This window comes from Streptomyces sp. MK37H (assembly GCF_018035285.1).
GTDB lineage: Bacteria > Actinomycetota > Actinomycetes > Streptomycetales > Streptomycetaceae > Streptomyces > Streptomyces endocoffeicus.
In genome coordinates this window covers 1-17,474 of the sequence record NZ_JAAAYH010000168.1, presented here as the reverse complement: position 1 = coordinate 17,474, position 17,474 = coordinate 1, and the positions used below count along the sequence as shown (strand labels likewise).

11 protein-coding genes and 1 pseudogene are annotated in these 17,474 nt (G+C 73.0%); 1 reads left to right on the top strand and 11 read right to left on the bottom strand.

Translation table 11 applies throughout. The annotated features are described in order from the left end of the window. Positions 1-3 precede the first annotated feature (3 nt). The gene (locus GWI24_RS22990) at positions 4-1,218 is read right to left on the bottom strand and encodes a glycosyltransferase (protein WP_210947809.1); all 1,215 of its coding nucleotides are present in this window, start codon (positions 1,216-1,218) and stop codon (positions 4-6) included. Between the two features lie 87 nt (positions 1,219-1,305). Beyond that, complete coding sequence (locus GWI24_RS22985; protein ID WP_210947808.1) at positions 1,306-2,619, bottom strand: UDP-glucose/GDP-mannose dehydrogenase family protein; 1,314 nt, start codon at positions 2,617-2,619, stop codon at positions 1,306-1,308. Between the two features lie 262 nt (positions 2,620-2,881). On the opposite strand from GWI24_RS22985, the gene GWI24_RS22980 reads away from it, so the two are divergent. Beyond that, on the top strand, positions 2,882-3,511 hold the full coding sequence (locus GWI24_RS22980; protein WP_308343945.1) for a TetR family transcriptional regulator: 630 nt from the start codon (positions 2,882-2,884) through the stop codon (positions 3,509-3,511). 283 nt (positions 3,512-3,794) lie between these two features. Here GWI24_RS22980 and GWI24_RS22975 read toward each other — a convergent pair whose 3' ends face one another. From GWI24_RS22975 to GWI24_RS22935, 9 genes and pseudogenes are all read right to left on the bottom strand, one after another. Further along, positions 3,795-4,667, bottom strand: a complete 873-nt coding sequence (locus GWI24_RS22975) for a peptidoglycan-binding protein (protein ID WP_210947806.1) — start codon at positions 4,665-4,667, stop codon at positions 3,795-3,797. A 78-nt stretch (positions 4,668-4,745) separates the two neighbouring features. After that, positions 4,746-6,281, bottom strand: coding sequence for a DUF6519 domain-containing protein (locus GWI24_RS22970; RefSeq protein WP_210947805.1), 1,536 nt, complete (start codon positions 6,279-6,281; stop codon positions 4,746-4,748). An 88-nt stretch (positions 6,282-6,369) separates the two neighbouring features. After that, entirely contained in the window at positions 6,370-8,547 is a 2,178-nt protein-coding gene (locus GWI24_RS22965; protein ID WP_210947804.1) for a hypothetical protein, read from the bottom strand. Further along, on the bottom strand, positions 8,544-12,527 hold the full coding sequence (locus GWI24_RS22960) for a putative baseplate assembly protein (protein ID WP_210947803.1): 3,984 nt from the start codon (positions 12,525-12,527) through the stop codon (positions 8,544-8,546). The genes GWI24_RS22965 and GWI24_RS22960 overlap by 4 nt, the downstream gene beginning before the upstream one ends. Then, positions 12,524-15,715, bottom strand: a complete 3,192-nt coding sequence (locus tag GWI24_RS22955) for a putative baseplate assembly protein (RefSeq protein ID WP_210947802.1) — start codon at positions 15,713-15,715, stop codon at positions 12,524-12,526. The genes GWI24_RS22960 and GWI24_RS22955 overlap by 4 nt, the downstream gene beginning before the upstream one ends. 118 nt (positions 15,716-15,833) lie before the next feature. After that, positions 15,834-16,232 (bottom strand): GPW/gp25 family protein, encoded by a 399-nt coding sequence (locus tag GWI24_RS22950; protein ID WP_210947801.1) that lies wholly within the window; start codon positions 16,230-16,232, stop codon positions 15,834-15,836. Beyond that, positions 16,229-16,573, bottom strand: a complete 345-nt coding sequence (locus tag GWI24_RS22945; RefSeq protein WP_210947800.1) for a hypothetical protein — start codon at positions 16,571-16,573, stop codon at positions 16,229-16,231. The genes GWI24_RS22950 and GWI24_RS22945 overlap by 4 nt, the downstream gene beginning before the upstream one ends. Before the next feature lie 29 nt (positions 16,574-16,602). Next, entirely contained in the window at positions 16,603-17,136 is a 534-nt protein-coding gene (locus GWI24_RS22940; protein ID WP_210947799.1) for a phage baseplate assembly protein V, read from the bottom strand. Positions 17,137-17,172: 36 nt separating this feature from the next. Beyond that, positions 17,173-17,474, bottom strand: a pseudogene (locus GWI24_RS22935) (hypothetical protein); the annotation flags it as partial.

The window sequence follows — 17,474 nt, the reverse complement described above, 5'->3', positions numbered from 1 at the left end:
GTGTTATCCGGCGAGCTTCTCCAGGTCGGGGACGGCGCTGTCGATCTCCGGCAGTGCCAGCATCTCCAGCCGCGCCCGGCGGGCCCGGGCGCGGCAGCCGTCGTCGGCCAGTACCGCACGGCAGACGGCGGTGATGCCGTCCGGTGTGGGATCGGTGATACGCCGGCCGAGGCCGAGTTCCTCGACCCGCTGTGCGTTGCCGGGCTGGTCGCCGAACTGGGGCAGCACCGCCATCGGTGTCGCCGTGCGCAGTGATTCGCGGATGCTGTTGAAGCCGCCGTGGGTGAGGAAGAGGTCCACGGATTCCAGCAGCAGGGGCTGGGGCAGCCGCTCGGTGATGTGCACATGCGGCGGCACCCCGTCGGTGTCCACGGGGATGCCCCCGGTGGCGAGGATGACGGTGCACTCCTCCAGCCGGGACACGCCCTGGACCATGGCGTGCAGCGTGTCCACCGGGTCCGGCATCGGCATGGGCGGCACGGCTTCCGCCTCGCGTGAGGCGTCGTGGAACATGGGGATCGCGGTGCCGATGGCGGCGAACATCAGGGGCCGGTCGGTGGGCAGTTCGACGACCCAGCGCGGCAGCACGGCACCGCGGTCCACGTCCACCGTCTGCCGGTAGGCCCAGGTGGCCGGCAGATGATGGGCGAAGGAGAAGGACGGTGGTACGTAGTCGATGCGGCCGTGCGGCACGATCGACAGCGGGTCCTCGGGGGAGGGCAGTCCCCGCCGCTTCCGCAGGGCGTTGAGGCCCGGCAGCAACTCGGCCGGGTCGAAGCCGTTGACGGCCCCGGAGGGGGTGGGCAGCTGGGGTATGCCGAGCGTTTCGGCGACGACACACGCGCTGAGGTCCATGCCGTCGCGCAGGACGAGGTCGGGGCGGAAGTCCTGTGCCACGGGGAGCACGGCGTCCAGGAGCATCGTGGCCATCGGGCCGGACACGACCTTGCACATGACGCGCAGCATGAACTCCTGCCGCTGCTCGTCGTCCATGTCCGGCAGACCGGCCCGTTCGGTCTCCTCGGCCAGGACGGGGCCGAGGAGGGAGGACGGGCTGAAGTCGTTGATGGCACTCGTCACCCGCACCTCCTCCCGTTCGAAGACGGGGACGAGGGCCGGAGTGGTGACCACCAGCACCTCATGGCCGGCCGCCGCGAGGGACCGGGCCAGGGGAAGCTGCGCCCGGCCGTGGGAGGGGCTGGCGAGCGTGGTGAACATAACCCGCAACGCAGGGGCCTTTCTGTGGGAAGGGTCTCGTACGGGAGAGATACGGCGGGAGATACGGCGAGAGAGGGGGCGGGGCGGTCAGCGCGCCATCGCGGGCGTGCGGCCGATGCCCTCGCAGCTGAGTCCGGCGCGGCGCAGCCGGTCGGGGTCCAGGAGGTTGCGGAAGTCGTAGACGACCGGGGCCGCGAGCAGTCCGGCCACGCGCTCCCAGTCGAGGGCTCGGAACTCCGGCCACTCGGTGAGGACGAGACAGGCGCGCGCTCCCCGCAGGGCCTCCTCTGGGGTGTCCGCGAGGGTGAGCAGATCGCTGAGGTCGGGGCGGGTCTCGCTGAGCGCGGGGTCGTAGGCGTGGAGTTCGGCGCCCCGCTCCTTGAGCAGCCGGGCGATGGCCAGGGCCGGTGAGTCGCGCAGATCGGAGGTGCCCGCCTTGAAGGCCAGGCCCAGCACGGCCAGCCGTACGCCGCGCAGCGAGCCGTCGCCCGGGGTGCATCCGGCCACCACGCGCTCGACGAGCCGCCGCTGGTGTTCGAGGTTGGTCTCGATGGTGGCGCCCAGCAGCGGGAAGTCCACGCCCGAGTCCTGGCAGATCGTCAGCAGGGCGTGGGTGTCCTTGGGCAGGCAGGAGCCGCCCCAGCCGGGGCCCGGCTTGAGGAAGGCCGAGCCGATGCGGGGGTCGTGGCCGATGCCCGTGAGCACATCGTCCACGTCGGCGCCGAAGTGCTCGCACAGCGTGGCGAGGTTGTTGGCGAAGGAGAGCTTCATGGCCAGGAAGAAATTGGCCGCGTACTTGGCGAGTTCGGCGCCCGCGGCGTCGGTGAGCACCAGTGGGGCGTCCAGCCCGGCGTACAGATCCGCCACCCGCCGCGCCGCGTCCCGGTCCGCGGCGCCGACCACGATGCGGTCGGGGTGGAGGAAGTCGCGCACCGCGTAACCCTCACGGAGGAACTCCGGGTTGGACACCACGGCCACGTCGGGGCGGTCCAGCAGCGCGGCGACGCGCTCGGCGGTGCCCACGGGCACGGTGGACTTGTTGACCACCACGCTGCCGCGCGGCAGCGCGTCGCGGATCTGGTCCGCCACGGCCTCGACGGCGGCCAGGTCGGCGGCGCCACCGACGCCCATCGGGGTCGGCAGGCACAGGAACACCACGTCGGCGTCGGCGACCGCGGCCCGGGTGTCGCGGACGAACGCGAGCCGCCCGGAGTCCAGTCCCTCCCGGACGAGTTCGGGCAGCCGGGGCTCGAGGATGTCGACCTGTCCGCGCCGGAGCCGTTCGACCTTCTGGTGGTCGGTGTCCGCGCACACCACTCGATGGCCGAGGGTGGCCAGACAGGCGCCGGTGGTCAGTCCGACATAGCCGGTGCCCACCACCGCGACGCGTCGTATCTGCACAGGGGATCACCACTTCTGCTGGGGGTCAGATGCGGGTGCGTGGCGAGGGCGGCGCAGGGCCGCCCGGTCGGGATTCGAGCAGGCCGGACACCGTCGTCCGGCCGGGACCGCGCGAGGCGGCGACCAAAGTCACCACGCGTTGACAAAAATAACGCGCCGACCCACAGCTTGGTCAACAAGTGATGACAACAGTGGGTGACTTCTGGACATGCGAGGCTGAACCGGCAGCATGTACGGCACGGTCCAGGCGGAGGTACGACAGGTGAACCGGGCAAGCGACACAGGAGGGTGCGACGACCACCCTCGCCGCGCCCGCAGATACGACGCGGCGGGCACGCGCAGCGCCCTGCTGGGGGCCGCCGCGCTGCGGTTCGCCAGATACGGCTACGACGGCTGCAGCGTGCGCGACATCGCCAAGGACGCGGGGGTGGACGCAGCCCTGGTCTACCGCTATTTCGGCTCAAAGGAGGCGCTGTTCGACGCCGTGTCGACCAGCACCGGTATGTTCGAGCCGCTGCGCCATCTGCCGCTGGACGAGGTGTCGGCGTGGATCTGCGACGTGGTCTCCACGGGGCCCACCGAGGAAGAGGCCCCGCATCCGCTGCTGACCAAGCTCCGCTCCTCCAGCCGGGAGGAGACCGTCGGGCGGTTCCGCGAGGAGATCACCGAGGTGTTCTCGCAAGGGTTCGCGCGGCGTCTGGAGGGCGAGGACGCCGAGCTGCGGGCCGAGTTGATGGCGGCGTGGCTGATGGGCATCACCCTGCTGCGCCTGGCCATCCGCTCACCGGCGCTGGCTGCCACGCCGGACGACACCCTGCTGCGGTTCCTCCGGGCGGGTATCGACCCGCTGCTGGACGCGGGCTGCCCCGGGGGCGGGAGCGAGGACGGCTGACCGCTCCTCGCTCCGCCCCCGGGGCGGGGAAGCCGCTATGGCGGCCTGAGGGGAACTGGTGTGACGGCCAGTGCCGCGTCAGCCAAGGTTTGCCCCGCTCGCCGCCCTGGCACGGCCGCCCCCAGCTACCGCTGGGAGGTGCCCCCGGCGGCGTTGCCGAACCGACCGAGTAGGCCCTCCCCCGGACTTCGTCCGGGCGGTGCCCCCTCGAGGCCGATTCGGCGCCTTGCAGCTGACCGCACCAGGACGCCTCGCTACCGGGCAAACCTTGACTGACGCGGCACTAGACGTTCGGCACGCGCAGCTTGTCCCAGCTGGTCTTGCCGGGGACGCCGTCCGCGTCATCGCCTGAGTAGCCCAGCTTGCGCTGCCAGGCCGCGTAGGACTTGCGGTCCGCCTCGGTCCACTCCGGGCTCGGGCCCTCCTCGTAGCGACCGCAGCCCTCGGCCACCAGCCGCTTGCCCATCGCCGTGATGATCTTGCTTGCACGGCCGTTCCGGAAGAAGTCGGCGCCCGGGAACGGCTCGTAGGACGCCGGTGGTCTGGGGGCCGGGCCGTCCGGCTTGGCGCCGAGCCGCTTGGCGACGCGGCTGCGCATGCTGTCCATCGTGAAGCCACGCGGGTCGACCTTGCCCGGCTGCCACTCCAGATGGCCGATCACCGAGCGCTGGGTCCAGCCGTGGGCGCGGCAGATGGCCGCGGACACCTTCTCGATCGCCAGCTTCTGCGCCTCCGGCCAGGGGTCCTCGCCGTCGCCGAGGTTGATGCACTCGAAGCCGTAGAAGTGGCGGTTGCCGTCGGTGTCGGCCTCGTTGTCGGGGGGCAGCGCGGATTCGTTGACGACGGCTCTGAGCACGTCGCCGTCGCCCAGGCCCGCGTGGTTGGCGCGGCCGTTGCCGACCAGGTGGACCGCGCCGGACTTGTCGATGACGCCGTGGCACAGCGGCCCCGGCAGCGAGGCGTGCCCCTCGTAACACAGCTCCACGGAGGAGTCCGTGCCCTTGGTGACGGTGTGATGGATCATCACCCCGTTGACCGGCCCCCAGGGGCCCTTGCTGTTGCGGTTGTGAGTCCGCCAGTCGCGGTACTCATGGACTTCCAGTCCCTCGTCGCGAAGCGCCTTGAGCAGACGGTCGGCGGTGAGCGGCGTGGCCATGGTGGTGTGCTCCTTAGGGTGAGGCATGGTGATGTACAGATGCCGCGGGCACGGAACTCAATCGGCTCCGCGCCGGGCCTACGCTTCCGGTTCGGTGTCCTCCCTGGCCCTGGTCTCGGCCGCCGCGTCGGCCTCCGCCGCGAGCGCCGACGCGTCCGCGGCCGGGGCGGGAACGGCCAGCGGCCCGAACACCATCCGCAGATCCAGCTCCGCCTGCTCGGCGGTCACCCACGCCAGGGGCGCGTAGTGCGCCTGGATCCCGGCCGGGGCCTGGAGGAGCGGTTTGCGGGCCGCGTTCACCGGCCACTCCACGCCGCCCGTGGCGGTGCGGGCCGGGATCAGCCAGTGGTCCCCGGAGCGGTAGGCGCCGTCGGGGGCGAAGTACACCTCGACGCCGTCCTCCAGGGGCAGCCAGCGGCCCTCCTCGACCTTGAGCGCACCGCGCTTCAGCCGCGCCGCCGCGCCCTTGCGGGGGCGCCGGGTGGTCTCCCGGTGGTCCCAGCGGCGCAGGAACGGCCGCAGCTCCGGGCGTCGTCCGACACCCGGCTCGGGCTCACCGGACAGCCGCACCCGCCGCCCCGGCAGGTCGGCCTCCTCCACCCGCAGCAGCGGCAGCGGCTCGCCCCGGCTGGAGTAGGCGGTGTCCACGAACTCCACCAGGTCCCCGACGTTGAGGTCCAGCTTGTCGTCGCTGCCCAGTGACGCCAACTCGACCCAGGTACCGTCGAGTTGATCGACCGGGAAGACCACCGAGCCGTTCTCCCGGGACCATTTGAAGGTGGCCTCCTTCGCCGTGCCACCTTCGTGGATCTCCACCCGGTACAGCTGGTTCTCCGGCCCCCGGTAGCGGGCGTCCGGGCGGACCAGGCAGGGGTCCTGGTCCGCGTGTTCCGGCCGCTCGGCGCGCGCCGCCAGCCGGGACCCGGGCGCCGTGGCCTTCCGCGCCCACGCCTCGAACGCCTTGCCGACCTGCTCCTTGCTCGCCCCTCCCGGGTTCTCCAGCTCCAGGGCCGCGCTCTCCACCGGCAGCACCTGCCAGACCACCTTGACCCGGGCCGCCGTGTCCGGCATCGCCGAGCCGAGGGCCACTTCGCGCAGCGCCGGGTCCTCGGCGGCGGTCACCGACCGCTCCCACACCTTCAGGGCGACCAGGAACGGGCGCTGCTCCGGCAGCCGGTCGCCGGGCCGCTCCGGGTCGCGGTAGGCGTCGGGCTGGTCCCAGTACGTCCAGGTGGCGGGCGGCTCGTCGGGCTCGGGCGCGTCGGCCTCGCCCTCCGTGCCGGATGCCTGGTCCGCCGCCTCGTCCTCGACGGCCACACCGGGCAGCGGCCGGGTCGCGTCGCACAGGATGCCGCCCACGTAGTAGCGGCCGCCCTCGATGATCAGGTCGTCCAGATCGCGGCTGCCGCCCTTGAACCGGATGTGGAATCCGGCGTCCCCGGACGGGCCGCCGTGCTGCCCGATCAGGTCGGCGGCGAGCGTACGGGCCTGGTGGAGCTGGATCGCGGTCTGCTCGTTGGCGTCGGCGTCGAGCTGTACGCGGCCCTGCTGGGCGACGACGGCGGAGTAGCGCCGGTCGGGCCGGAAGGTGAGACGGGAGAGATCGGCGTGCATGGAAGGGGTCCCCCTCGGAAGGTTCGGAAGTCTGGCGGGCGCGGCCCGGACGAGCGGGCCGGGGCATCGGCGTCGGTGCCATATCGGCTCACGTCACGGCGATGACTCCCGCGTCCGTGCCCGCCGGCGCGTATTCCGCGAGCCGCGCCCGCAGGCTGTCCTCGCGCTGCGGCCGGTACAGGTCGTGGAAGGCGCCCATCTCGGCGCCGTCCTCGGCACCCCGGCGGATCTCCTCCGCGCATCCGGCCGCCAGCTGCCCGTACACCGGTGTGCCGTAGCGCTCGCCGCTGAACAGCGGCCGCACCCGCCACGCCTCCTCGGCCCCCACCAGATCCGGCTGGCAGCGGTGGCGGCGCGGGGTGCGCGAGCCCGGCGGCACATAGCTGAACCGCAGACATCCGACACCGCGCCGGGCCACGTGCATCCGCCCGGTGAAGAGGCTGTTCTCGCCGATCCGCACGGCGTGGGTGTGTACTTCGCCGATGACGGTGGCGCGGTGGGCGTGCAGTACGGCGTGGGCGTGGCGGCAGTCCGGGGCGGACAGCGCCGGGCGGTCGTGTCCGGTGGCGTCCAGGATGGAGTCGCGGATGTGGAGGGCGAGCGGGTCGGTATGCACCTCCTCGCCGATCACCTCGATGGTGCCGAGGACGCTGCGCTCGATCTGGACGCACGCGGTGGTGCGCTCCAGGACCAGGCTGGGTTCGTCCGGCGAGCGCGGCTCGCACTCCGGCTCCAGGGACCAGCCGGGGACCAGGGTGCAGTGGCGCAGCACCACGGCGCCGACCGGCCCGGTGACGTTGAGGCCGCGCCCCGCGATCAGCAGCCCGTCCAGCACGATGCGCGGCGCCTCGCCACCGGTGTTGCCGTGCTCCTCCCGCGCCCGGATGTTGAGCGCGTCGGGGCGGTTGCTGTACCAGTCCAGCAGCCGGATCACCGGCCGGGTGCCCTCGGCGGCGCGCAGTTCGAGCCGGTCGCCCGGGTCCAGGTCGAAGTCCAGCTGCTCCTGGTAGGCGCCGCTGTGGGCGATCTCGATGATGCCCTCGGGGCCGCATCGCCCGCCCCGCCGGTCGTGCTGCCACTGCCGGTACGCGTCCATGATCCGCTGGTACGCACACCCCGGGCCGACCCGGTAGACCTCCGCGGCCGGGGAGGTCTCGCGGTCGTCCCGGTCGTATTCCCCGCCGCCCATGTCGTCGGGGTACGCGTAGTGGTAGGTGACCCAGACGCCGTGGCGGGGCGCGGCGCGCGAGCCGAAGGCGATCCGGCCGAGTTCGGGGTCGATGACCACCTGGCCGCGCCCCGCGCGGTAGCGCCAGTCCGTCAGATCGGCCACCACGATGTCCGACGGCGGCACGGGCTCGTCGTGGCCGTCCCGCCAGATGGTGAAGCTCTTGCCCGGTCCGTAGTAGTCGAGGAGATGGCCGACGAGCTGACGGCGGCGGATGTACGCGGGCACGTTGTCGATGGACGCGATATGCGAAGCCGACGGCTCGGGTTCGGGGCGGGTCACCAGCGGGGTGTCATTGCCGAGGATCGAGAAGGTGTAGAGGTTGCGGGCCCGGTCGATGCAGTACGCGGGCGCCCTGGTCACGTGGTACGGCTTCAGCCGCCACACGAACAGCCCGACCCCGGCCGGGGTGTGGCCGCCCTGTCTGCGACGGGAGCCCGCGCGCCGTACGTCCACCGAGCGCGCCACCGTGCCGAACGGCCCGCCCGCCAGGTCCAGCGCCGCCCCGTCCCGCAGGTCGGCCAGCCGGCCCCGGGAGAGTCTGCGCAGGTCCGCCGCCGCGCCGCCGGTCCCGCCGTAGAGCTTGACCGGCTGCTGGTGCGCGGTGAGCCGGGAGAGTTCGACGGCGCGGGCGGGCCATCCGGCCACCGACGCGGAGAGCTCCTCCAGCAGCGCGAGTGTGCCCTTGCGCCGCCGGTGGGCCACGGTGGCGGCCACGTCCCGGCGCGGCGCCAGCGCCTCGGCCAGCCGCGCCAGGGAGGCGTCCGGCGGCCCGCCGTCGCGCAGTCCGGTGGCCGGCACCCGCTCGTAGCCGGGCAGCGGACGGTAGCCCACAAGATCGCCCAGGTACGGCAGCACCCATGCGGTGGCGGTCTCCACGAACCAGTCGTCGTACTGGTGCTCCACCCCGTCGCGTACGCGATCGACCTGCTCGGCTACCACGGCGAGCAGGGCGCGCAGGGGCTCGCCCGCCTCGGCCTCCCTGAGGCGATGCCACTGCGGAAGCAGCTCGGCGAGCCCGTCCGGCTCCCTGCTCATGAGGTGACCTCCGTAAGGATCAGCGTGTCCGGGACATCGGGTGAGAACATCGCGAGCCGCGCCGGGCGGATGCCGCGGAACACGGACACCGAGCGGCCCTTGGCGAGGCGGCGGGTGTCGGTGATGTCGGGGTTGAGACGCAGCAGTTCGGCGAGCGGGATGCCGTGGCGTCCGGCGATGTCGGTCAGCGTCTCGCCGTCCGTGGCGGTGACCCGGTAGGTGTCCTCGGCGTACTCGGCGGGCCGGGCGGGGACCAAGGCGCTGGGCTCGGTGAGCCGGGCGGCCAGGTCGGCCAGTTCCCGCGGGGTGCTGGAGGCCGGGACGCCGGTGAAGGCGTCCACGTCCACGTAGTCGACACCGGGCACCGACTGGGCGGTGGCCAGCACCTCGGAGAGCGCGGCGGGCTGCCCCAACTCCCGGCCCGGATAGCCGAGTTCGCGCAGCAGGGCCTGGCGCAGCCGGGGTTCGACCAGCTCCCAGGAGTGGTCCGGCGCCACCTTCACCCGTGCCACCAGCACCAGCAGCACCAGCTCCCGCACATCCACCCGGACCGGCAGCCGGGTGTCCCCGTAGGCGGCCAGCGAGGTGCGCAGGGCGCGCAGCACCTCCGCGTCCGCGCCGATCGGCGCGTCGTCCACTCCGGCCACGGTCACATGGAGCACCCTGCGCCGCCCGTCGAAGAGTTCGCGGGCGGCGGCCCGGCCGATGCCCGCGCGGGACCGGGCGAAGTCCTCGTAGTCCTGGAGGGAGACCAGCCGGTCGAGCGCGGAGACCGCGAGCGGGACGGTGCGGCGGGTCAGGCCCGGGCCGTCGCCGTCCGCGCCGCCGGTGGCGGGCTGCGGATTGGTGACGGCGGTGACGCCGAGGGGCCGGGTCAGGGCCTGGGTGACGCGGTCCGCGGGGACGTTGGCGGCCTCGCCGGTGCCGAAGCGGTAGCGGGCCCGTACGTTCTCGTGGCCGCCGGGCAGCCGGGCGCCGTGCGCCCCGTCGCCGAAGGTCACCGTGGTCCGCCCGTCGCCGGTGGTCCCGGTGACGTAGACGCGCTCGCGCGGTCCGCGTCCGGCGAGGCTGTCCACCCGGTGCCACAGCAGCCCGTCGACGCGGATCTCGAGGGCGGGGGTGGCGCCCAGGGGGTTGTCCGCGGGGAGCCAGGTCAGCGGCGACTGCCACAGCGTGAAGGTCTGGTTGGCCACGGCCGGGTCGCCGCTGCCGATGGGCTCGTCACGGCTCTCGCCGTGCGTGGCGGGCACGACGTTGCCCTGGACGTGGACCGTCTCACGCCGGTAGCGGTAGGCCAGATCGGCGGTGAGGGTGAGAGTGGTGTGCACATGGTCGCCGGGCAGGTCGGGGTCGACGCGCTGGTCCACGGCGGCGATCACCGCCAGTTCCGTGCCCCGGACCCCGGTCGGGCCACCCGGACCGGCCGGCCCCGGGATGTCGGTGCGCTCACCGGAGACGACGATCCGGCGGCCGGGCCGCAGCCCGTCGTACAGCTCGGCGAGCTCGATCTCGTTGCCGTGCACATCCTCGCCCAGCGGCTCGTCCGCCGGGCGCAGCGGTTCACCGCCCGCGTGCACGGTGGTGTCGCGGATGGCGGAGAGCAGCACATCGTGTTCGTCGAGCCACGGGTCGGCGAGGGTCAGCTGGGTGCCGCGGCCGGTGATGCCGTAGTTGGTGTACGCGGCGGTGCGCACGGCGACGACGCGGGTGGTGACGAAGGCGAGCTTCTTGTCGCCCGGGATGCCGTCCGGCTCGCCGGAACCCTTGCGGGGGCGCTCGATGGCCACCCAGCTGCCGACCGTGATGGAGTTCTGGACCGAATCCAGTGGCAGCACATAGCGGTTGGTGGGCTCCGGCACGGTGGCGATGCCGATCTCGACGGCCGGGGGCTCGCTGCCGGGGGTGAACCGCAGCGTCAGCTCATAGGCCCCGTAGCCGATCTGTTTCGGGGGTTCGCCACGGCTGAGCATCCACTGCTGGGTCTCTCCGTTGTCCACGACCACATGCACCCGCCCGTCCTCGGCGGGCCGGGACACGAACAGGGTGAGCGCGGGCAGTCCGGGCAGCAGGGTGGCGGTGACACCGGGCTCCTGCGAGTCGGTGGGACGGCCCCGGAGCCAGCCCAGGTCGTGGTCCTGACCGACGCGGGTGGACAGCTGCACCCGTCCCGGACCGAGCTCGAACTCGGCGGTCTGCGGCAGGTTCTCGCTGCGCTGCCATGACGTCCCGGTCTCGATGTGCTGGAACTCCGCCTTCACCGGCGCCTTGACCGCGGTGTCGTACACGATCCGTACGGCGGTCAGCTCACCGCCGGTCAGCGGCCAGTCGGTCTGCCGGATGACCCGGCCCCGGTCGTCCTGCACCGGCTTGAGCGGCGCCATCGCGCCGAAGGTCGCGGCCGTCACCCGCATCGCCAGCAGCTCGCGCAGCAGCGGGACGGCCCCCGGCGGGGTGGTGGCGGCCGGGGCGGCCCGGCGCCACGCCGCGTACATCCCGTCCGCCACCCTCGGGTCGAGGGCCGACAGCAGCCCGGCGGCCAGGTCGGACCCCGGCCCGAAGAGCCGCCGCGGATCGTGCGCCGCCGTGGCGCGGGCGCCGGACGGGGGCCGTACGACGCGGGTGCGCAGGGCGGGCAGGACGGCGCCGAGCGCGCGCATGGCGGCGGTGCCGTGGGCTGGCCCGGTGGCGAGGGCATGGGTCCCCGTGGCGAGGCCGTGGGTCCCGGTGACGGGATCGTAGGTTTCGGTGGCGCTGTCGGCCGCGGGACGGTCCTCGGCGAGCTGGGACCGCAGCCGCACCTCGCCGGACCCGGCGGCGTCCAACTCCCCTGCCCGCTCGCGCAGTTCGCCGATCACCGCCTCCAGCCGCCCGAACCAGGCGGCGACCTCCTCGTACGGGGCGGCCAGCACCTGCGCCTCCGCCAGCCGGTCATGCGGTTCGGCGAGCCGCCGGGCGAGCTGCCCGGGCGTGGTGATCCCGTCAAGGTCGCCCCGCAGCGACGCCAGGACCTGCGCGTCGAACTCCTCGATCAAGCGGCTGACGGGACGCGGATCAGGGTGGTCCGGCGTGGGCTCGGCGTCCCCCCGGTCGTCCGGGTCCTCGTCCGCCTCCGGGTCGGTGATCCACCGCCGTACCTCGTCCACCAGCTCCTTGAGCGAGGGCGGGGCGGACCGCGGCAGCCCGATCGCCGTCACGTCCTCGTCGCGGTCCACGGTCACCCGCGCGACCGGCAGCAGCAGCCTCCCCCAGCTGCCGCTGGGAGGTGCCCCCTGGCCGCCACCCCCGGACTCCGCCGTCCCGCCGAAGACGAAGAGCAGCTTGTCGCCGACGGTCAGCCCGAGCGAGGTTCCGGACACCAGCAGCTCGGAGCGGCGCCGCAGGTCGTCGGGGCCGATCAGGGCGGGCCGGCGGCGGCGCACCGCCAGTTCGTTCCACGCCCAGCGGGCCGTCAGATCCTCGCTCGTCTCATAAGTCTGCGACTCCTCGTCGGAGGCCGCCGGGACGCTGTGGCTGATGGCCCCGCGCGGAATGGTCACCATCACGTCCTCGGCGCGCGGATCCCGGTCCAGGGTGTATGCGAGGTGGGTGTCGGCGGCCACGCCCGGCCGTGGCACATGCCCCACCAGCCGCCCCAGGAGGGCGAGCGAGCGGGGGTCGTGGGCGGTGCGCAGATAGCCCTCGTCGGCGATCCGCTCGGAGTGGAAGGTCAGCAGGTCGCTCAAGACCGCCCAGGCGTCCAGCAGCCCGATGGCCGGGTCGTCCGGGGTGCGTACGGTCAGGCCGCGCAGTGCGGGGTAGGCGGGCGAGGCGAGCCGGTCGAGCATGGCGGCCAGGAACGAGCCGTAGTCGCCGACGCGATAGTTCAGGGCGGTGCGGCCGGGCGGGTTGTGCGGGGTGCCGGGGGCGGCCCGGCGCTCGTCGTGGCCGCCGCAACCGCAGCCGCAGCCAGCGGAGTTGACGTGCTCGGGGTGGTCGCTCATCGGGCCCCCTTCAGCTCGATGACCAGGCGGCCGTTCTCGGGCCGGTCGGGGTCGTTGTCGCATTGGGCGATCTCCAGGGGGCCGATGCGCAGGATGCCCTCCTCCAGCGCCTCGCCGTGTGACGTCTCGTACGAGGTGCCGTCATCGGACTCCTTCGGCCCCTCCAGCCCCTCGTGCCACAGCCGCCGCAGCCGGGTGACCTCGACGCTCAGCACCCCGGGCACCGCCGCGGCGACGGCCACCAGACGGCTGAGCCGCACCGGTTCGCCGAAGGTCAGCGCGTCGGGGTGGAAAAAGCCGAGCCGCCCGCCGGAGAACCGGCGGCTGCCCAGCGCCCGGTACAGCTCGGCGAGGATCTGCCCGTGCTGATGTCCGGGCGCGGCGCACACCTCGATCGCGATGTCCAGCGGCACGGCGCGGGCCGGGCCGACCACCAGGTCGTGTCCGATCCGGCGGTAGCCCTCCAGGGCGTGCGCGACCGAGTCGAGGAGTGTGGGGGGCGGTGCCCCGGTCCCGTACGCGTCGATGGCGATGTGCGCCTCCCGCACACTGCCGGTCCAGCGGATCTCCGCCGCCGCGCGTTGCACCCCGGGCAGTTCGGCGGCGAGCGCCGCGTAGTCCTCGGCGGTGATGGCCCGGTGCCGAGTGCGCTTCAGATCGAGCGGGGCGAGCTGGCGGACCTGTTCGACCGGCTCGGGCTCGGTGCCACCGACGGCGGGCAGCGGATTGCGCACCCCGGCCACGGGCAGGGGTTGTCCGGTGGCCGCCGCTTCCGGATCCCGGCACAGCACCAGGTGGTTGATGGCCTCGGGGCCGACGTTGCCCGCCGTGCCACCGCCCGTCCGGTAGTGGACCGCGAGGCGCGCGCCGGGCTTCGGTGTGGCGCCGTACCGGCCGTCGCCGAAGCGCAGCGCGGTACGGCCGTCGTCCTCCAGCTCGCCGACGAAGTGGCGGTCCCGGGGGCGGGAGGTGAGCAGATCGCGGCGCGGTGTCCAGGTCTCGTCGCCGTCCTCGATCCGTACGGCGGGGAGCGCGGCCCGTGGGTCCTGGACGAGCGCCGCGGCCGAACCGTGCAGCACCGGATCCTCGGGGCGCAGCCCGGCGGCGTACGCCCGGCCCCAACTGTGCGCGATCTCCCAGGCGATGCGCCCGTCCAGGACGGTGCCCGCCCGGGCCTTGGCGGTCAGTGCGGCCAGGCGCCCCAACTTGCTGTCGAGCAGCCGGTCGCAGCGGTGCAGCAGCTCGCGCAGGGCGCGGACGGGGTGGCGGACGAGTTCGAGGCGCTCCAGGACACGCGGCCCGAACAGGACGGCCAGCTCGGCGATCTCCTCGTCCGAGAGCCCGTCGCGGTCGCGGGCGCTGCGCCACAGCTCCGTCAGCCGCTGCCGCACCCGCCCCGGTATGGCGGCCAGATGCTCGGCCTGCCCGGCCGCGATATGACGCGGATCGGGGAAGGGCACGGCCTGGGTGACGGGCGCCTGGTGCAGTACGGGCCGGAAGCGCGGCACGATTCCGGGGTAGACGGATTGGGCGAGAAGCGTCCGCAGCGCCTCGGCCTGGGCGTACGCGGTGCCGGGCACGACCTTCTCGCGCCGCCGCCCGGCCGACTCCAGGCCGATCCCGGCCCGGCCGGTGGCCTCCGGGCCGACGGTGGTGAACAGCTCCCGTACGTCGTCGGGGGTGAGTTGCCGCCCGTGGCGGGCCTGGTCCAGCAGGGAGTCGATCAGCCGTGCGGGCGCGTTCCCGGCGTCCTTGTCGAAGCAGCCGAAGGCGGGTGGGTCGCAGGACCCGGCGACGGCGGGGACGGGTGGCACGGTGACGGTCTCCGGTGTGCCACAGCAGAAGGTCAGCGAGCGGCCGTGGTCGACCAGCACCACATTGCCGCGCGCCACGCTCACGTCCTCGATGGGCGCGCAGTGCGGACCGCCCCGGGTGGCCAGGCACAGCGGGAAGGCCAGCGCGTCCTCCCGCGCCCAGGTCACCTCCAGCACCGGCTGCTCGGCGAGCCGGTCGAGGGCGGGGGTGACGGAGGTGAGGCGCACGGCCTGCCGGTGCGACGGGTCGGCGTCGCCGGGCGTTCCGGAGCGCGGCCCCCGCACCTCCTCGAAGAGCAGCAGATCGCCGGGGCGCAGATCGATCACGCGAGCCTGGCACTCCTCGTCGGCCCACGCGTCGCGCAGGGTCGCGGACGTGGCGCCCACGGGCAGCGAGCACACCTCACCGCCCCAGGTCCACAGGCGGATGCGGTGGTGCTCCGGTCGCAGGTGGAGGGGCTGGTCGGTGACGGGCTCGAACACCTCAACCGATCCGCGCTCATCGAGCACGGCCAGCTCCCGGTCGTCCAGCACGGCCCCGATGTCCGGCCGGTCCAGCGGGCCGAGCGTACGGATGTCCACGGCGGCGAAGCGGTACTCCCCCGGGTCCAGTGTCAGCGGCTCGACCGTCTCGACGGTGACGAAGGCGCGGGCGTTGCAGCCGTCGTGCATCGGGTAGTCGATGAGCCGTACGTGGCGGCGTACGGACACCCGGCGGCGGGCGGTGTCGAGATACGCCTCGGTGGCCACCGCGTCCTGCTGGTAGCTGATCTGGTCGGCGGTGTAGGCGAGCAGCTCGACCAGGGTGGTGCCGAGATCGGCGGCGTTGCGCTCGACCCAGTCGGGGGTGGTGAGGCGGAGCCGGTCCAGGACGACCTGGCGGAGGGTTTCGTAGTCGCGGGCGGTGTAGTCGATGACCGGGGCGGGCCCGGTCCGGAAGGTGGCGGGGAGGTCGTCGCCGTCTTCCTTGCAGTCGAAGGGGGCGGGGCAGTCGGGCCGGAAGGTGAACTCGGCGGAGAAGTACCGCTGGTCGAAGCCGGGGAAGGGCTCGGTGCCGGGCCGTCCGTAGGGGTCGGTGTCCACGAGGGAGAGCCGGTAGGCGGAGGTGTCCCCGGCCCGGTCCACGGTGACGTACAGCTTGTCGTCGAGCTCCGGGTCCTCCTCGCGCTCGACGGATATCTCCATGACCTCGATACCGGTGATCCGGCGGCCGCCGTCGACGCGTACGTTCTCCGGGCACAGGCCGTGCGGGGCCTTGCCGAGGAAGGTGACGGTGAGGGTGATGCCGTCGTCGCCGACCTCGACGGCGTCGACCCCGTTGAGGTGGGCGGCCCTGATGCGATCGCGCCGTGACGCGGTGGCCGGATGGCTCATGCCCCTCCCTCCTGCTCAGTCTCGGCGCGCTTACCAGCGCGGGCTTCCTTCGTCACCGCTCGCTCCTTCGTCGCTGCGCGGCTCCTCAGCCCAGCCCGCGCAGCGCGCCAAGACACGCTCATGCGGCGCCCCTCCCCTCGAACACCTCATCGCGCAGGCCTGCGGTGGCGCGCACCACATACCGCAGATGGACGCGTACGACGTTCTCCTCGCTGACCACGTCCAGGGACTCCACCTCGATCAGCTCGCCGAGCCGGCGCTGCAGCGACGCCTGGACGGAGAGCTCGACGGCGGAGGCCAGTTCGGGGCTGTTGGGCGTGAAGACGAGGTCGAGCAGCCCGCAGCCGAAGTCGGGCCGCATCACGCGTTCGCCGGGGCTGGTGAAGAGCAACTGCTCGATGAGATCGCGTATGTGGTCGTCGTGGTCGGCGTGCGCGGTGCGCCCGCGCCGGTCGATACGGAACGGGAAGGCGATATCCGTCCGTACGGTGTGTGTCCTGCCGGTCCGTATCCTCATCCGCACATGACTCCTTGCCGCGCGGCGGAGACGACGGGTGGCCCCTGCGGCACGAGCCCCGCGCTGAAGCACTGTGCCGAGGAGGTGTCGAGCAGGACGGGCACGCCGTCGATCAGCACCGTGTCGCGGTCCGGAGTCCACCGGACGGTGGTGCACGGCAGCGGGACGCGGTCGACGGTGTGCGGGCAGCCGACGACCGTGAAGGCGTCGTCGGCGGTCGGCACGGGCTGCCCGTCGAGCCGCACACCGGACGACGGAACAAATGCCGCCCGTACGCGTCCGCCGTGCGGGCAACTGATCACGGCGGTATGGCTGACGAGGTTCCCGGAATTCCCGGACACGTCGCTTGTCCCTCCCCGTTCGCTGCTGGCTATCGCTTCTTGGGCACGGTCAACCGGCCCTGGTTCAGGTCGACTTGGTCACCGACCAGGGAAACGGAGGCCCCCTGGCCGTTGTTGATGTGCACTCCGGTCGCGTCGATCCGTATGGACGCGCCGCCGGGCGCTTGCAGCAAAATGCCCTCGGCCGGAACGTCGGACATCACGATCTTGTGCTTCCCCGGCGTCTGGATCACCACGGGGTGCGCGGTCGCCGGATCGGTCCGCGCGTCCTCCGGGAGCTGCTCCCTGGCCCCGAACCAGCACCCCGTCCAGATGGGAAAGCTGGGGTCCCCCTGCTCGAACTCCACCCACACCCCGGCCCCGACGGACGGCACGACGTAACTCCCGGCGGGCCGCTGCTGATCCCCGGTGAAGGGGAAGCAGGGCATCGCCCAGGTCGACGGCTCGTCGCCGAGGACATCGGGCACCTCGACGGTGATCCTGCCGATTCCGAGCGGGTCCTGGTTGTCCCGCACCCGGCCCCGGAATTTGCCGAGGAAACGGTTGTTGGGCGTTGCCGCCATAGGGGCTCCTGCTCTGTCGTTGTCTGCCTCTGCGGTCTAGGGCCGGACGACGTCGCTGCGGGCGATGAGCCCTTCGCGGGTGAGGGTGAAGTTCTGCTGGAAAGAGCCGGGGCGCAGATGGTGGGTGACGGTCTTGACGTAGTACTCCCCGTCGTAGGTGACCCCGGCGCCCCGGACGCCGACGAGCTGGCGTGGCTGGAGGATGTACCCGTGCCGGTTGACGTCGAGCGAGCCGGAACCGGAGATGGCGTCGGCGGTGGTGGCGGCCCTCGCCAGGGCCTCGGCCTCGGCCTGCGCCCGGTCCTTCTTGGCGGTTCCGGAGAGCGTCTTGCGTTTGA

What these genes read in the sequence shown, in the direction of transcription:
- GWI24_RS22990 (WP_210947809.1), bottom strand. Translation starts at nt 1,218, where the DNA reads ATGTTCACCACGCTCGCCAGCCCCTCCCACGGCCGGGCGCAGCTTCCC.
- GWI24_RS22975 (WP_210947806.1), bottom strand. Translation starts at nt 4,667, where the DNA reads ATGGCCACGCCGCTCACCGCCGACCGTCTGCTCAAGGCGCTTCGCGAC.
- GWI24_RS22970 (WP_210947805.1), bottom strand. Translation starts at nt 6,281, where the DNA reads ATGCACGCCGATCTCTCCCGTCTCACCTTCCGGCCCGACCGGCGCTAC.
- GWI24_RS22965 (WP_210947804.1), bottom strand. Translation starts at nt 8,547, where the DNA reads ATGAGCAGGGAGCCGGACGGGCTCGCCGAGCTGCTTCCGCAGTGGCAT.
- GWI24_RS22960 (WP_210947803.1), bottom strand. Translation starts at nt 12,527, where the DNA reads ATGAGCGACCACCCCGAGCACGTCAACTCCGCTGGCTGCGGCTGCGGT.
- GWI24_RS22955 (WP_210947802.1), bottom strand. Translation starts at nt 15,715, where the DNA reads ATGAGCCATCCGGCCACCGCGTCACGGCGCGATCGCATCAGGGCCGCC.
- GWI24_RS22950 (WP_210947801.1), bottom strand. Translation starts at nt 16,232, where the DNA reads ATGAGGATACGGACCGGCAGGACACACACCGTACGGACGGATATCGCC.
- GWI24_RS22940 (WP_210947799.1), bottom strand. Translation starts at nt 17,136, where the DNA reads ATGGCGGCAACGCCCAACAACCGTTTCCTCGGCAAATTCCGGGGCCGG.